Genomic DNA, 14,675 nt, shown 5'->3' with positions numbered 1-14,675 from the left:
TCTTCCGATTATTAAATTTTCAAATCAGCAAGTCTTATTTATATTACATACTTGGCTGAACGAAACTTACGCCAAAAACTCTTATTGTATTGCAACTATACCGGAAGCTGGACTTATTTTACTGGAAATAAGAATTACATTTGTTAATATTAATAATATTTCGTTAATTTGATATCATTTAATCTTAAATTAACACGAGATGAGTAATTTATTTTATTCTATATTCAGACGCAAACCTAAAGAAGATGAACCCCAAAAGACAAATCAATTTTTTCTCCTTAGCAGGTTACATAGAGCATTAAAGAATGGTTATCCATTTACGGAGCATCCTGATGTCCCTATCTTGATGAAAGACAATGCGTATAAAAAATTCTACAAGGAAAAATTAAATGACATTTTTGATTACAATAAAAAGCTAAAGAATGAAAAAGCGGGCTTACTACAGACTATCTCTGCAATATTTGCCATAGCCACTACAATTATCACTATTGTCGCATTCTTTTCGCCTACACTAATCAAATTTGAAAAAGATACGTTAGTATTCTGTGTTGTATTAGTTAATCTTGCACTAATTTTATTTTTTTGCATAACACTCATATTGGTGTGGAATGACAAAAAGAATTATTCCTATTATTACGAAGAGTTGCTAAAAAATTATGTATTAATACTTGAAGCAGACAATAAGGTAGAACAAATAAAAGTAGAAAACCTAAACAAAGCTATTGACTTTCTGCAACTCACAAATTTCAATATTCAAACGATAATATCTCATGACATACACTTCCTTAACGAAAAATTAAGAGACCTGGATTATTATACATATAATAAATCTTTAAAAAATATGGATCAGGATAAAATATTATCTATACTGATGGAGTATTTGGATAAATTATGTGTTATAACCCGCAAAATAAACCTTTTTGATTATAAAACTGATACAATAACCGAGGCCGGATATTCTAGTTGTATAAAACTTTTAAATAAAAAACACATTTTTTCTCAAGTACCACTCAATGACCTTGAATTTAAAACCCTAGTAAGATCGACTCGTCCAAACACATCAAAATACCGGCGTAGGCTAACGGAGATTGGTGCAAAGTATGATAATGTATATGAAAAAGTAGTTGATAATGAAAATTTGGAGCAGATAATAAGCAATAAGTTATTATTTTCTTATATACCTGATTTTAATAATATGTATAATGATAATAAAGTAAAACACTCTCATCCGGAATCAACAAAATATTATAGTTCATCAATCGTTTACCCTATAATTTATCGCGTAGAGGAGCAAAAATCATTTATTTTAGGGTTCCTTTGCTTTGAGCATGAGAAACCAAATGCATTCCCTTCCTGTAAAGAAAGAAGTACTTTTAACAAATTATGGGAAGATTTTTGTTGTTCTCAATTAGATATTTTATCTATATTTATGGCAAGGTTAGTGGAAACTACTGAAAAAAAGAAATTAAATTTGAATACGACTCTGGCTTTAGGCAAACTCAGGAGTATAAATTTTGAAAAGTATGATTGAAGAAATATTGCAAATATTAGAAGACAGGATGAATTTCATTTCTAGTATCTCCAAGTCAGATCTAAATCCGATCCAACAAAAGCTCAAAGAGACGTATAAAGATTATCTATCTAATAATGTGGAGTCTACCATAGTTGAAAGAAGAGATGACAATGGAAATATCTTTGCATACGAAGGCCACTTTGAAGAAGTAAAAGACGCCGGTTAAAAAATAAATATTTATCATCTGCTTTCGCTTTTAATTATTTACCCTTACCAAAACCTGTATTCGTTATATTTATCTATTATCTTCTGGTTTTCGAGGAACTTAGGCGCTTTTCCAAATCGCTTGATAACCGAGAACTGGATTGCTCCCGCATCGAATGCCATTTTTGAAGGGGCAGTATAGAGAATATACACCCGGTTGTTGACCACCGATGCTCCTACCGACCACGTGTCGTGGTTGTATCCCATCGAGAAGCGGGGAAAAACGGATGGATATACTTTCACCCTGTTTTTTCTTCCGTCTATATTTTCAAAACCTACATTCGCCGCCACCGAAAGAGACAGCGAAACATATATCCGCTTGTTGGCAACCCACGTATAGGCATAACCTCCGTTTACACCCACCTGATAATTTTTTAGTTTATGGCCGCCATCAAACACCAGTGAACTATCGGCGCGGGCTTCGTTGAAATACACTGCACCTCCAAGTAGGAAACTCCCCGCCGATTTCAATTGCTTTTCGCTCTGATTGAAGGCCGCCGGATAGGAAAACTTATTGCCGTTGAAGACGTACTGCCCATATACTCCGTATTGTTTCAGCTTTATGTCGGGGTACAATTCATATTTATCGTTTTCGGGTTCGGTATATAAGCCTTTATAGTTCTGGAAGAATATATCGTAGACAAACTTACGCCCGTAATGATGGTACTGGAAGTCGAATGAGCGGGTCTTTCCCCGCTTCTTGTCACGCATGAAATCGAAACCGTAGGCACCGCTCAGCGAGACATTTTTGTACGAAAAGCCAAAGCCGATGCCAAAAGGAGCATTGGAGCGGTAAGAGGTTTCATCGTCGTGGTCGCCTTGCTGATGCGAAAGCACGGTAAATTTATCCATGAAGTAGGTACGCACCGAAAGAGGTTGTTCAAAGAAACCTATATAGGTACTGTCGGTCTGTGAAAATCCGTATTGGGACACAAGTACCCAAAATATCAATATAGTGATATACCTGCCTCTCGATAAGCGGTTTCGTTTTTTGATTAATGCCGGCATTTTATATACTTGCTCTCTTTATTTTATTAAGGAAACGGATTAAGCGCAAAAATAGTATAAAGGCATTAACCCCAATCAAAAAGACAGGAATAATTTGATTTGTGACCCAATTTTAGCGGAAATTTTCACAAAATTCATCTATATTCGAGTCCCAGCCTGTATTTTTTATCCATATACCTGAAAAACATATACAGGCGGTATTCCACATCCAGCCCGTATTCGTTCTGAGGATTGTAATCTATTTTTGCTTCATAGATCAGCGGGCTGTATAGCATGGGATTGTCGCATCGGTAATTCCATTCATTGACAAGGAATACGTTTTTAGTCTTCAGTGACGACTCCGTATAGAAGTTTTTCGGCCGTTGAGTAACCAGGAATGTTTCATAGCCGGATTCCATAACGATGGCTTCGTAGACGGGTTTCAATTTGATGCTTATGGTTAAAGGCTTATCGATAGGGTGCATATCCCCGTCTTTGAGTATACTGATAGATTCTATTGTGGAAGGATCTATCCTAATCAACGAATCTTTTGAGATCACATTGTCGTCGACCAGATAAATATTGTCATCCCGTTTCTCTATAAGGGAATAAATAGATTCGGGATTCGTCTTATCCATAGTGTGTTTGTCTGCATCGAGGGCAATATCACACACAGGGCTGTCTACAACTATCTGCTTGATCTTAAATCCTATCAGCGAGTAACGGAGCGTATCGCCCATCGCCGCACGTATTGTATAATTACCTTTGCCATCCGAGAAACTTTTTATTTGTCGCGATGTATTGGTTACCATAACAGCCGGTAGTACCCTTCTATCTTTTGCCCAAGTTATCTGTCCCCTCACTGCCGATACTTGCGAATATGTCATTTGTAAAGCAAACAACATCAAGAACAGAAATGTAATGCTTTGTTTATTCATAATGCTGATATTTATAGAAATAAGGAGTAGAATACTTCTGTAAATATACGAAATTCTTCAATTATTTCATACATAACGGCTATCCTTCTTTCACTTTTGGCAACACAGGTAAATATCTGTTTACCTGCACATTTAAAATATAGAATACTTTAAAGCAATGCTAAATATTAATCACCTATTGATATCACCACCATTTCTATAAAAAAAGAACTTATACAATCTCAACCTTTTTAAATAAGCCCGCAGAACGGGCTTATTTTGTAAATATGGGAAACAATAAAGCATCTTCTTTGTTTTTATAATAAAAAGTTAATATTTTTATAAAGAAGAAATAATTATAAAAATAGCAACAAGAAGGAAATCATTAATATCCTTAGGGATAAACGGATATTCACAATAAATACAAAAACAAAAGTTTATGGCTAAAATAACTACGACTCTCCTAGTTATCACTATTCTTATATTAAATTCGTGCAGGCAGAAAAATGTTGATCCCCAACCCACAGATCCCCCCTCGCAAGATACGGTGGCTGTAAAGGATGAAGATGAGACAAAGAAAATAGATACAGTCACCGTAGAAAAGGAACTTCTCTACGATAAGTACACGCTCGAAGATACTTACCCCTACAAAGATACCACAAGGCGGTTTCAGTGGGAGAAGATCAAAGCAGGGCTGAAAACCATAGATTCCATGCAGATAGAGCATTCGTCGTGGGGCATTCTGCAAAACTACAGGAACAACAACGGGGAAGCCCCGCTGGTAAAAGAATATCACCGCAATGTATATAAACGCATATCCGACAATTACGATGTAGAACGTTACCAGTCGGTACCCTTATATTCCCTTCAGGACACCATCGTTCCCGAACGTTACGGCAGGGACGGATCGCTGGTGAAACTGATAAAAGGAACAGACAGCACAAAGTTTGAAAAAATAGAGACCGTATACTTCCCCGGTGAATGGCTGGTTCCCCGTAAGTATGTGAAAGAGATAGCAGATAGTATAGCCTTCCGCAGTGCCATATTTGTAGACCGCATCAATGAGAATGTGGTTACACTGCAAAAGGTGGGCGACAAGTGGATGATAAGAAGCATGAACCCTGTCACTACCGGATTGCATAAACCTCCCCATCAGCAGGAGACTCCACTGGGGATGTTCGTCATACAGGAAAAGAAGTATAAGATGTTTTTCCTTGTCGACGGTACTACCGAAACAGGCGGCTTTGCTCCTTACGCCAGCCGGTTTACCAATGGCGGATACCTGCACGGCGTGCCGGTGAATGCTCCCCGCAAAGATTTTATAGAATACAGCGCTTCGCTGGGTACTACTCCACGGTCGCATATGTGTGTGCGCAATGCTACTTCGCATGCCAAATTTATCTATGATACTTTCCCTGTGGAAGGTACAGTGGTATTTGTGATAGAATAAAGTTAAATACTAAATAATCAGTCAGATAGCCTGTAACAATTAAGTAAGAATACCAATCAGTAGTTAAAATAATTATTGTAGTATAAAATTGTTGGATTTTTTATGCTACACTTCGTTCCGCTTAAACGTTCATTTTGGCATTGCCCAAAACGAACCAAAAGGCTAGCGCTTCGCTCCTCGGCGACCCAAAACCGTCTTGACGGCTGAATCAAACAAACGGGCTATCGCCCCGTTTGATTCTACGCCGCCTGCAACGGATTGGGTACCCCGCCTGCGTCACTAATGCGCAAGGGCTGACGCACGTGGGGCTAAAGCATAAAAATACACTGTCTTGTCGCCACATCGCGGTAACGGCCTCATTCCGCAGGCGGGGTACCCAATCCGTAAAGCGGAGGTGTAGGGCAAAATAGGATAGCTGCTATACACGGCTGATAATCCGGCTATAGAGGATTCCGTATTATTTTGCTCCACCGAAGCTGCGGCTTTGGGTCGCCGAAGGGATGCAGCCTTGATTTTTTGTTTCGTTTTACATCAAAGCAAAATGAAAAACAAGCTCCCAGCCGTGTTTTTATATTTTACCAACAATAACTAACTACATATTAACTCTTTCGAATGAACACGGATATTCCCTTTTCTGTTTAAATAAATATATCAATATCAATTTAAAACACCGTTTCATGCATAATATCCCCATTATTATAGAAGAGATTTATCCGATGCCTTTACCTAATGTATGGAAGGCGATCACCGATAAAAACCAGATGAAAGAATGGTATTTCACCATCGAAGACTTTGATCTCAGAGAAGGTGCCGAGTTTAATTTTACTGTATCCTTCGAAGATGCTATCTATCACCACCGTTGCGTGATAAAAGAAATTGTTCCGCAAAAAAGATTCAGCCACACATGGACGCATCCCTCACAGAGCAATGGCGAATCGGTAGTCACATGGGATTTACAGGCTGTGGACAATGGCACTAAAGTCACCCTCACGCACACAGGTGTGGAAAACTTTGCCGATGCCGGAGCTGACTTCTCCCGCGAAAACTATGTGGCTGGCTGGGAGGAAATATTAGGAACATCCCTTAGGAATTTTCTATCAAAATAATTTAATTACCAATAAAAAACAAAATCAGTATGGCAACAAAGACAAATCCCGTAGTATGGTTTGAAATTTATGTAAACGATATGGCCCGTGCCCGCAAATTTTATGAAACAGTACTGGCCAAGGAACTGAGCGATATGCCGATGGAAGGCGAGACGGACTACAACATGGCAATGTTTCCCATGGCAGACGATATGGATGCCCCCAATGCTTCCGGAGCGCTGGTGTGGATGAAGAACGTGAAAGCCGGAGGCAACAGCACGGTAGTGTATTTTGGGTGCGATGACTGCTCTGTGGAAGAGAGCCGGGTAGTAGCTGCAGGAGGACAGATACACCAACCAAAATTTTCGATAGGGGAATATGGCTTTATTACGCTTGCTGTAGATACCGAAGGGAATATCTTCGGGCTGCACTCTGAGAAGTAAACAAAAAAAAAACGATAGGATGGAACACGAAAAGAAAGAAATCACCGTAAAAGTTCAGGTCAACCTGTCGCCCCATATCGTGTGGGAATACTGGACAGCCCCCGAACACATAGTCAACTGGAACTGTGCGTCTGACGACTGGCATACACCTACCGCCGTCAACGATCTTCAGCAGGGCGGGTGGTTCAGGTGGCGTATGGAAGCCAAAGACCGCAGCGCAGGTTTCGACTTTGAAGGACGGTACGATGAGATTGTGCCAAACGAAAAGATAATATATACAATGGCCGACGGACGCAGGGTAAAGATATTATTCACCAATGTGGATAATAATACCCTGATCACAGAGACATTCGATACCGAAACCCTGAATCCGGCAGATATGCAACGTGCCGGATGGCAGGCCATCCTCGACAGGTTTAAATATTATGTGGAATTGAACGAGAAATAAATTGTTACGCAAGGGTGCAGCATATAATTTAATTGAAAAGTTCTATTATTTTCTCTTAGTGTTCATTTTGGCATTGCCCAAAACGAACCAAAAGGCTGGCGCTCCATTCCTCGGCGACCCAAAACCGTTTTGCCGTCTGAATCAGATACACTGTCTTGTCGTCGCATCGCGATTCCGGCCTCGTCCCGCAGGCGGGGTACCCAATCCGTAAAGCGGAGGTGTAGGGCAAAATAGGGCAGTTGTTATACAGGCTGATAATCCGGCTAAAGATGACTCCGTATTATTTTGCCCCACCGAAGCTGCGGCTTTGGCTCGCCGGGGGATGCAGCCTTGATTTTTTGGTTCGTTTTGCATCAAGGCAAAATGAATTGGAGCGAAGTGGAATTGAAAATCGGCGGAGCCAAATCGGCGTTAGCCAAATACAAGACGGCAAGCGCGTTAGAAATAATAGAACATTTCCATACTACAATAATCACTTCAACCACTGATCCGCATTATATACAGTATTCTATGAATAATATCTCCTCTTTCTCGCTAATAAATTAAAACATATATAAACCTCTTATCTTCCACATACCCCACCCATATTCATATCCATAAATTATTTATTTATACCCATTCTAAATATAGTTCAAAAATGAATTATATTGGTTTAATATTTTGACATTAACCGAAAATAGATTAAATTTGAACCATCGATTAATAATTGAACTACATATTAAATATAAAGTTTAAATAAAAATAGAATTCAATTATCTATATAATGAGAAACAATTAAGAATGAAGAATAAAAACGCGTAAGCGATTAATAACTCATAACTTATAATTCATAACCTATAACCAATTGACATGGGCGCATTAAAAATCAACTGCTACTGCAACGAACAACAAATGGAAAAAATCGTAAGACTCGTTACCCGTCATCTGAACGACTCGGACAGGACGGATATAGCCGACTTCGATACACTGATAGGCGATGTGCGTATATGTGTGGAGTTCGAAACCTATATGGATACCGTTCAGCTCAAAACATCGGAAGTACTCGACCGCGACTGGGATCTGCTCGACGAAGATTCGGCCGTACTTACCTCACGCCTGCGGCCTGTGCTGGAAGAATATAACCGGAACCATCGCGAAGCCTTTGCACAGGCGCATCATGTAATCAATGACAGGATATTTTAATGAATAATGAATAATTAATAATGAACAATGAAGTCGATCCTTTTTAATCCTGAAAATAAGAGATTAATAATCTCGCTTCATTATAATCTATTTGTTATCAATCAATTATTAACTATTAATTTTTAATTAGTATAGATGACATCTTATATCGAACTTATAAACAATGCCTGGGAATTGAGAGAACAGGGTATTATTTCAGTACACGAGCACGATTTGTACAACTATCTGCTGCATAGATGCAACAGGCTCAACTGGAAGAATCCTTTTAATCAATCCACGGAGATTATATGTGCAGTTCTGGGTATCAACCGGAATGCGCTGACCAATCGCAGAAACAGGCTAAAGCAGGTGGGACTGATCATGTTCAAGGACGGCACTGCTAAAATGAAACCCGCCGAATACACCATCACCTGTATCGCAAAAGATACGCTGTGTGATACACATAGTATTACACTTACCGATACACTATCCTATACGCTCGACCATACGCTTCCCTATACCTATACTAAAGACAAGACTATACAAGACAAGACAAAAGAAATAGAGACGGCGAAGCCTGTTGTGTTCCGAAAACCATCACCGGAGGAAATCGTTGGCTATTGCCGCAAGCGGGAGAACACGGTAGACGCACAGGAATTTTTCGACTTCTACGAATCGAAAGGATGGATGATAGGACGCAACAAAATGAAAGACTGGCAGGCAGCCGTCAGAAATTGGGAGAAGAAATCCTCTGAAAATAAACACAATGCGGCATCGCACGACAATACCAGACGATATGAAGAATTTTAGAGACATAACCGACCTGATGAAACGCCAGCAAATGCCACTGCCCAGCCAGAAGGTACAGATACAGGTACCCGATGCCGAAAAGGTTTTGCAGGAAGCGCTATTGCATTTCCTTATGGCTGAAGGACGCCGGATGCAGTGGCTGCCCGAATACGCCAAAGTAGCCGCATGGCTCGCCGCAAACCAAGGGAAAGGCTTGTTCCTGTATGGCAACTGCGGACGCGGCAAAAGCCTGCTGTGCCGTTATGTGCTGCCCGCCATCCTGCTCGGATACTGCCGGCGGGTGGTATCGGTATTCGATACACAGCAGATGAATAGCAATATCGACCTCGTATTGTCGAAGCATATCATCAGCCTCGACGATGTGGGCACCGAAGAAGTGAGCAATGTATTCGGCAACAGGCGGATGGCTTTTGCCGAAGTGATGGATGCAGCCGAGAAGCACGGCAAACTACTCATCATATCCACCAATCTCCCGGTAGACGACATCCGCAAACGATACGGCGACCGTGTGCTGGACAGAATAAAATCGACCACCACGCGGGTATTGTTTGAAGGGGAAAGCCTGAGAAAATAATGGATCAATTAGTTAATTCGGATATTAGCAAATAAGGCGCAAGCAACTAGTCATTTGCTAATTTGCTAATATCCGAATTGGCTAATTAAAATTAAAAAATTAATATAAACATGAAACTAGGAAACAGCAACGGCAACAACACAGGCAAGAAATACTTTATCCGCGGACGCGACGACCGGGACGAGCCACAGCCCGCACATCGCAGGAAAGCCGACGAGTTTAACAAATGGTTCACAGACAATCATCAGTCCCTGTCCAACTTCCTGATAGGCAAATATGCTTACCATGAAGATATATTTTACACCACTTATATGCGTATCAGCGAAAAGATTCTCTATTCGGGGATGGTTATAAAAGACTATAAGGCGTATTTCCACCGCTCTTATTTTACCAACTATATACAAGACTGCGAAAAAGAAAGCCGCTATGTGGCAATGCCTGTCCAACATAGTCTCGAAGCGCATCACTCCAATCCTTACGAGCACGAGCGTATGCAGACGCAGCTGGAAGACGATATTTTCGATTATGTTTTTCGCCGCTACGACCTGCGGGAGTTTGAGCTTTTCAAGATGTATATCACCCTCAAGCCGGCGATCAATTACCATACGCTGGCCACTATCACGCATGTGCAGGCGCATAAGATACAACGCATCGTATCCAGGATTCTGACCGATATACGCAGCAATAAAGTATTGGTGGGCAGGTACAGGGAGGTAAGGTGATTCATTTTTAATTAGCAGATTAGCAAATTCGAAAATTAAATGAATATATCTATTCAGTAATTTGCTAATCTGCGAATTTGCTAATATACTAATTAAAATATTATGTTTATAATCCGTGAAATCAGAATAACAGGCATTACCCGCCTGAAAGTAAATATAAAAACAGGCGATATCGAAAATGTCCGCAACGAATGTGCCCGTACCTATAAAGTGAATAAAAGCAAAGTGAAATTTGTATATGATGAAAAGGATGATATATAAAACAGCAGGGGCGAACACACTCATTCGCCCCTGCATAACTTATAATATAACCGGATATGCCTATGTCATTTTAACGTGTATTTATGCCATTATATTGAGCCTGTTTGATAGCCCATGCCAACGCATTTGCCATAAGACGGGAATTTTCTACTGTGTAGCTTCCTCTCCATCCTGTACGTGTGATAGGTTTAAAATTGGAGTCGATAGCAAATGGATAATATATTGATGAACTTGAACCGTTAGAACCGGTTGCTCCGTTGAGATTGGCATTAAAACCACCTTCGCTGATGAAGAGAAGGTTATAGCTTTTATGTTTCAAAATCATTGGGGTTCCATTATTATTTTTGGAAATAATAACGATATCATCATCATCTGGCAGACCCTGCGCTCCGGATGCGCCTTGTGTATCATTTCCCCACAAGAGTCCGCGAATATCTCCAAACGGACCATTTACTATTTCATCATTCACATAGTTTATGGTCATCGGGTCTGTTGTAGTCCAGTCTCCGGTAATTGTATATCCCGGATACAGAGCTTCAAAGAAGGCTTTTACCATTAGTTGGCGCTCGCATACAAAGATAAGTACCCCGCCTTTTTTCAGATAGTCGACCAGATTGGCTGCCATTCCGGCTTTATCTGTAACATCAAGGTCAAACCCTGTAATGACTATATCAGGTTTAGTATCCAGATAGCTCTTAACTGTAGCAGTATTATAGGCGGCAGACCCGTTTATAATATTGTAAGGATAGAATGTCTGGGACGATGAATAAGGAACTATTTTAACAATACTGCTTTCCGTATTTCCAAAATTAACAGAAGCGTCCATCATCTTTCTCAGCCCCGATCCCGGCTGTCCCAGATATCCCGCCGAATTTTCATAATACCCGAACGCAAACACCGATTTTGTAGGGTAGCTGACTACCACAGTAGCTTTACAGGTAGAAACATCCGATGAACTATTGGATGTGATCGTCATCACCTTATTCTCCACGCTGGTGGGTGTGCCGTAGCCTTGCAGTTTTACAGTCTGGCTGGCTGTGTTCAGCATTCCTGACCCTTTGAAATAAATACCGTCCACGGTGTTTGTCTCTATTACATAGGTCGCCCCATATGGCGCTGTTACATTCAATGTCACTTCTATATAATTTGCATCCGGGTCCAGCTCCTTATTTAACTGGTACACACCCTTTACTTTGGTTGCGCTACAAGACATATAGTAGACAGGCTTTACGGAAGAGTCTTCCACCTTTATGTATAGCGGGTCGCAGGCATCCATAGCCTTGTTGTTGAATGTCACTTTTATCTGATCACCGTTTCCTCCGGTTGGTGTATAGTTCAGCGGTGTCCCGGCGCCGGGTATGGACAGAAAGTAATAACCGGGAGTTAAGAAAACACCCGATGCCGTAAAGTAATAACCGTTGTCAGGATCGGGCATTGCCGTTATAGTATATGCACCGGCCTTAGTCACATGCAGAGGTATTGTCATATAATTCCCTGCATTTAAGGATACGTCGTTTTTATATATCCCCAGGAATTTCAGTGAATCGCAATTGCCAAGAGTTGCAATAGCATTACCCATCTTGGACTGGAAGCAGTTCCACTGATCTCCGTCCCATTGGTTGAGCCCCACGCATAGCTCCTTGTCGTCATCTTCTACCAGGTTGTACACGATAAGCCCTGTATGCGCCTTATCTATCGTCTGCTTATTAGCTGTATAGTCGGTACTGGGACCCGAGGCAGGGTTGTCAGGATTGGCGAGGAACATCGGGTAAAGTTCCTTTTTCTCCGAAAGAGTTACACGGGGCAGAGCCAGCCCTTTGCGGGCATTCAGGGTACTGTCAGTTACATTGTCCTTGTCTTTTAGCTGCAATAAGGCTCCTGAGAGCGGCTCTTCATTTGCGCCTATAGTTACCTGTGCAGGCAGAGCCAAACTTATACTAAATATTGCTACCAGCAATAATAGTATTTTAAATGTTGCTCCATTTCGATGTTTTTGTCTAAAGTTTGTTTGAATCATGTAGTTTTACGATTTAGTTCAAAAAAATAAATTACTTGTCTTTGTCTGTTATATTTTGTCATTGTATCATCTTTTTTATAATCATCTTTGCGCAAAAGTTTCAATACCCCATATCCCTGCCCGATACTTTCCCAAGCCGCGATCAGGAGCTAGGGAGAGAAGATTTTTTCTAAAGACGATAATAATCTCCCTATTTGTGAGGCATTGAATCTTTTGCATAAGATGAGTGTATGTTATAGCCCTCAAAATGGCCCCGTAGTACATGAAAATATCTGCATCGGCGAAGGTGTGAGGTCTAAACTTGTATTTATGTCTTGAAAATAATATAATATCGCGCGCACATGTGCCCGCAATTATAATGGTGTGGTTGATATAAGTACATGTATATTTTGCACTCCTCGATAAAAGGAATGTAAAGTATATGATAAAATAAATAAATAAAGGTAAAGTGTTAAGTGTAGTTATATAACTCTCTCTCTCTCTCTCTCTCTCTCTCTCTCTCTCTCTCTCTCTCTCTCTCTCTCTCTCTCTCACAAAATAGAGCTAACCTCCAAATTTTCAACAGAAAAAATGAAGCTCTTTCTTGTAAAGAAATTCATGAAAAGCAGTCTAAACCACATGCTGTATATACTATTGTCTTTTTCTAAAAGTTGTCGTGTTCTTAAATAGAACCGTTCAAAATTAACAATTATTTTTCATATTCAATGTAACTCATTAAGATATTTTTGCTCTTAGTCTGTTTATATCCACTATAGTTATTGAGTATAACAGGTTAAAATTTAAATAATTAATGACTTAACTTTGAAAACCGAAATCTTTAAATTGTTAAATATTCGCATTAATAAACTTAATATTAGAGCCTTCTGCATTGCTTAGGATATATTCTTTAAAAAGTTTCGAAAAATGGCTTAGGCAGGTCAATCCCAATCTGTAACCCACATCGGGGATTGACTACTTCCTCCCTTTTTAACAAACAGGAACACCCGGAAAGAGGAGTAAATCATCAAAAAAAAATATTTTTTTATTTCTTCCTAAAATATTATGTTCCCTCAGTCGTCTTCATTAATAGAGAGCTCTTAATTAACAAATAGATTAAAAATAATAAACAAATAAAATTATGATGACAAGAGGTTTTGGAATGGGATTCTTCGGAAGAAACCCTTTCGACAACGAAGCACGAAAAAAATTCAAAGAAGAATGGTCTAAAATGACCGATAGTGAAAAACTAGAGTTTATGAACAAGCGTATGGAGTGCCTCGACAGGCATGAAGACCACTTTTCGGTGGAGGCAATAGATGCCCGCTGCGAAAAATGGATGGGCATGTCGACCGAAGAAAAGCAGGCATTTGTCGACGAAAAGAAAAAAGCTTTCGAAAGCCGGATGCACGGGATGCACGGTGGTTTTGGTTTCGGACATTAAGCAGAGAAAAAGTAATGAAAAAGCCTGGCTAAAATACTTAGCCAGGCTTTTTATACTTATATATAATCAAGCTGTAAGGTTTCTGTGCTCTCTGTGCAATGCCTGCAACTCACTGGACATTATCTCCAGTTCTTCCAGCAATATATCCATATCTTCACGGGATATATTTCGGTACGAATCTTCAAATCGCTTTCTTGCCATATGGATTTCATTAATCAGTTCTTCGTGGCGGTTCATGGTCGTATTTTTTAGTGTTGTTAATTTAGTTTTTATAGCTGAAATAAACAATATTTCCTCATATTGCTATACAAAGATAGCAAATATTGCAATCCACACATTGCAATAATGAGGTTTTTTGAATATGTTTTTTAACATGTTTTGTGCAATTATTTGATATGTAGGTATTTATGATACGTGAATGATTGAAAGTTTTATTTCAGATAATTCTTCATTCTGGGTGATGCGATAGGATAGAGGAGATGGCCTGCGTAGCCATTAAATCTTCCTTTTCCCTGTACTTTTTATTTTGATAACTTTAACCGAAACCAAATCCTTTCCTCCTTACAGAAAGAGGCCGCACGTTACTAAACGGGCGTTGGTTGT

General features: G+C 39.9%; 18 protein-coding genes. 13 read left to right on the top strand and 5 right to left on the bottom strand.

Going from position 1 to position 14,675, the window contains the following annotated elements:
* The first annotated feature begins 199 nt into the window (after positions 1-199).
* On the top strand, positions 200-1,531 hold the full coding sequence (locus QZL88_RS20380; protein ID WP_296944665.1) for a hypothetical protein: 1,332 nt from the start codon (positions 200-202) through the stop codon (positions 1,529-1,531).
* Positions 1,532-1,559: 28 nt separating this feature from the next.
* Complete coding sequence (locus QZL88_RS20375; RefSeq protein ID WP_296944664.1) at positions 1,560-1,739, top strand: hypothetical protein; 180 nt, start codon at positions 1,560-1,562, stop codon at positions 1,737-1,739.
* Positions 1,740-1,783: 44 nt separating this feature from the next.
* Here the strand turns inward: QZL88_RS20375 and QZL88_RS20370 are convergent, their stop codons facing one another.
* On the bottom strand, positions 1,784-2,785 hold the full coding sequence (locus tag QZL88_RS20370; RefSeq protein WP_296944661.1) for a DUF4421 family protein: 1,002 nt from the start codon (positions 2,783-2,785) through the stop codon (positions 1,784-1,786).
* 134 nt (positions 2,786-2,919) lie between these two features.
* Complete coding sequence (locus tag QZL88_RS20365; protein ID WP_296944659.1) at positions 2,920-3,702, bottom strand: DUF6146 family protein; 783 nt, start codon at positions 3,700-3,702, stop codon at positions 2,920-2,922.
* Between the two features lie 418 nt (positions 3,703-4,120).
* Between QZL88_RS20365 and QZL88_RS20360 the strand changes: the two genes are divergently transcribed.
* From QZL88_RS20360 to QZL88_RS20345, 4 genes are all read left to right on the top strand, one after another.
* Positions 4,121-5,131, top strand: a complete 1,011-nt coding sequence (locus QZL88_RS20360; RefSeq protein ID WP_296944656.1) for a L,D-transpeptidase — start codon at positions 4,121-4,123, stop codon at positions 5,129-5,131.
* 677 nt (positions 5,132-5,808) lie between these two features.
* Positions 5,809-6,237, top strand: coding sequence for an SRPBCC domain-containing protein (locus QZL88_RS20355; protein WP_296944653.1), 429 nt, complete (start codon positions 5,809-5,811; stop codon positions 6,235-6,237).
* 29 nt (positions 6,238-6,266) lie between these two features.
* A complete protein-coding gene (locus tag QZL88_RS20350; RefSeq protein WP_296944650.1) occupies positions 6,267-6,659 on the top strand; it encodes a VOC family protein in 393 nt (130 codons plus the stop codon).
* A gap of 19 nt (positions 6,660-6,678) precedes the next feature.
* The gene (locus QZL88_RS20345; RefSeq protein ID WP_296944646.1) at positions 6,679-7,107 is read left to right on the top strand and encodes an SRPBCC domain-containing protein; all 429 of its coding nucleotides are present in this window, start codon (positions 6,679-6,681) and stop codon (positions 7,105-7,107) included.
* Positions 7,108-7,248: 141 nt separating this feature from the next.
* Here the strand turns inward: QZL88_RS20345 and QZL88_RS20340 are convergent, their stop codons facing one another.
* Positions 7,249-7,461, bottom strand: coding sequence for a hypothetical protein (locus QZL88_RS20340; protein ID WP_296944644.1), 213 nt, complete (start codon positions 7,459-7,461; stop codon positions 7,249-7,251).
* A gap of 9 nt (positions 7,462-7,470) precedes the next feature.
* Between QZL88_RS20340 and QZL88_RS20335 the strand changes: the two genes are divergently transcribed.
* The 6 genes from QZL88_RS20335 (at position 7,471) to QZL88_RS20310 (ending at position 10,635) form a co-directional block, all read left to right on the top strand.
* Positions 7,471-7,653 (top strand): hypothetical protein, encoded by a 183-nt coding sequence (locus QZL88_RS20335; protein ID WP_296944643.1) that lies wholly within the window; start codon positions 7,471-7,473, stop codon positions 7,651-7,653.
* A 303-nt stretch (positions 7,654-7,956) separates the two neighbouring features.
* Positions 7,957-8,289: a hypothetical protein gene (locus QZL88_RS20330; protein WP_296944642.1), complete on the top strand. Its 333-nt coding sequence runs from the start codon at positions 7,957-7,959 to the stop codon at positions 8,287-8,289.
* A 135-nt stretch (positions 8,290-8,424) separates the two neighbouring features.
* Positions 8,425-9,078 (top strand): hypothetical protein, encoded by a 654-nt coding sequence (locus QZL88_RS20325; protein ID WP_296944641.1) that lies wholly within the window; start codon positions 8,425-8,427, stop codon positions 9,076-9,078.
* Positions 9,035-9,652 carry a hypothetical protein gene (locus QZL88_RS20320; protein ID WP_296944639.1) on the top strand — a complete coding sequence of 206 codons (618 nt, stop codon included), beginning with the start codon at positions 9,035-9,037 and terminating at the stop codon, positions 9,650-9,652. Before QZL88_RS20325 ends, QZL88_RS20320 begins: the two co-directional genes overlap by 44 nt.
* A gap of 110 nt (positions 9,653-9,762) precedes the next feature.
* Complete coding sequence (locus QZL88_RS20315; RefSeq protein ID WP_296944637.1) at positions 9,763-10,374, top strand: hypothetical protein; 612 nt, start codon at positions 9,763-9,765, stop codon at positions 10,372-10,374.
* A gap of 102 nt (positions 10,375-10,476) precedes the next feature.
* A complete protein-coding gene (locus QZL88_RS20310) occupies positions 10,477-10,635 on the top strand; it encodes a hypothetical protein (protein ID WP_296944635.1) in 159 nt (52 codons plus the stop codon).
* A 70-nt stretch (positions 10,636-10,705) separates the two neighbouring features.
* Here the strand turns inward: QZL88_RS20310 and QZL88_RS20305 are convergent, their stop codons facing one another.
* Positions 10,706-12,652 (bottom strand): hypothetical protein, encoded by a 1,947-nt coding sequence (locus tag QZL88_RS20305; protein ID WP_296944632.1) that lies wholly within the window; start codon positions 12,650-12,652, stop codon positions 10,706-10,708.
* A gap of 1,117 nt (positions 12,653-13,769) precedes the next feature.
* Here QZL88_RS20305 and QZL88_RS20300 point away from each other — a divergent pair.
* Positions 13,770-14,072 (top strand): hypothetical protein, encoded by a 303-nt coding sequence (locus tag QZL88_RS20300; protein WP_296944629.1) that lies wholly within the window; start codon positions 13,770-13,772, stop codon positions 14,070-14,072.
* Between the two features lie 66 nt (positions 14,073-14,138).
* On the opposite strand, the gene QZL88_RS20295 is transcribed toward QZL88_RS20300, so the two are convergent.
* Positions 14,139-14,309 (bottom strand): hypothetical protein, encoded by a 171-nt coding sequence (locus tag QZL88_RS20295; protein WP_296944627.1) that lies wholly within the window; start codon positions 14,307-14,309, stop codon positions 14,139-14,141.
* Positions 14,310-14,675 lie beyond the last annotated feature (366 nt).

The organism is uncultured Dysgonomonas sp., assembly GCF_900079725.1.
Classification (GTDB): Bacteria; Bacteroidota; Bacteroidia; order Bacteroidales; family Dysgonomonadaceae; genus Dysgonomonas.
The sequence above is the reverse complement of the archived record's forward strand: the minus strand, read 5'-3'. Positions and strand labels throughout refer to the sequence as shown.

Excerpts from the sequence above, each read along its gene's own strand:
- QZL88_RS20360 (WP_296944656.1), top strand. The coding sequence starts at position 4,121 with ATGGCTAAAATAACTACGACTCTCCTAGTTATCACTATTCTTATATTA.
- QZL88_RS20365 (WP_296944659.1), bottom strand. The coding sequence starts at position 3,702 with ATGAATAAACAAAGCATTACATTTCTGTTCTTGATGTTGTTTGCTTTA.
- QZL88_RS20300 (WP_296944629.1), top strand. The coding sequence starts at position 13,770 with ATGATGACAAGAGGTTTTGGAATGGGATTCTTCGGAAGAAACCCTTTC.
- QZL88_RS20340 (WP_296944644.1), bottom strand. The coding sequence starts at position 7,461 with ATGCAAAACGAACCAAAAAATCAAGGCTGCATCCCCCGGCGAGCCAAA.
- QZL88_RS20375 (WP_296944664.1), top strand. The coding sequence starts at position 1,560 with ATGAATTTCATTTCTAGTATCTCCAAGTCAGATCTAAATCCGATCCAA.
- QZL88_RS20305 (WP_296944632.1), bottom strand. The coding sequence starts at position 12,652 with ATGATTCAAACAAACTTTAGACAAAAACATCGAAATGGAGCAACATTT.
- QZL88_RS20335 (WP_296944643.1), top strand. The coding sequence starts at position 7,471 with ATGAATTGGAGCGAAGTGGAATTGAAAATCGGCGGAGCCAAATCGGCG.
- QZL88_RS20330 (WP_296944642.1), top strand. The coding sequence starts at position 7,957 with ATGGGCGCATTAAAAATCAACTGCTACTGCAACGAACAACAAATGGAA.
- QZL88_RS20295 (WP_296944627.1), bottom strand. The coding sequence starts at position 14,309 with ATGAACCGCCACGAAGAACTGATTAATGAAATCCATATGGCAAGAAAG.
- QZL88_RS20380 (WP_296944665.1), top strand. The coding sequence starts at position 200 with ATGAGTAATTTATTTTATTCTATATTCAGACGCAAACCTAAAGAAGAT.
- QZL88_RS20370 (WP_296944661.1), bottom strand. The coding sequence starts at position 2,785 with ATGCCGGCATTAATCAAAAAACGAAACCGCTTATCGAGAGGCAGGTAT.
- QZL88_RS20325 (WP_296944641.1), top strand. The coding sequence starts at position 8,425 with ATGACATCTTATATCGAACTTATAAACAATGCCTGGGAATTGAGAGAA.
- QZL88_RS20315 (WP_296944637.1), top strand. The coding sequence starts at position 9,763 with ATGAAACTAGGAAACAGCAACGGCAACAACACAGGCAAGAAATACTTT.
- QZL88_RS20350 (WP_296944650.1), top strand. The coding sequence starts at position 6,267 with ATGGCAACAAAGACAAATCCCGTAGTATGGTTTGAAATTTATGTAAAC.
- QZL88_RS20320 (WP_296944639.1), top strand. The coding sequence starts at position 9,035 with ATGCGGCATCGCACGACAATACCAGACGATATGAAGAATTTTAGAGAC.
- QZL88_RS20310 (WP_296944635.1), top strand. The coding sequence starts at position 10,477 with ATGTTTATAATCCGTGAAATCAGAATAACAGGCATTACCCGCCTGAAA.
- QZL88_RS20345 (WP_296944646.1), top strand. The coding sequence starts at position 6,679 with ATGGAACACGAAAAGAAAGAAATCACCGTAAAAGTTCAGGTCAACCTG.
- QZL88_RS20355 (WP_296944653.1), top strand. The coding sequence starts at position 5,809 with ATGCATAATATCCCCATTATTATAGAAGAGATTTATCCGATGCCTTTA.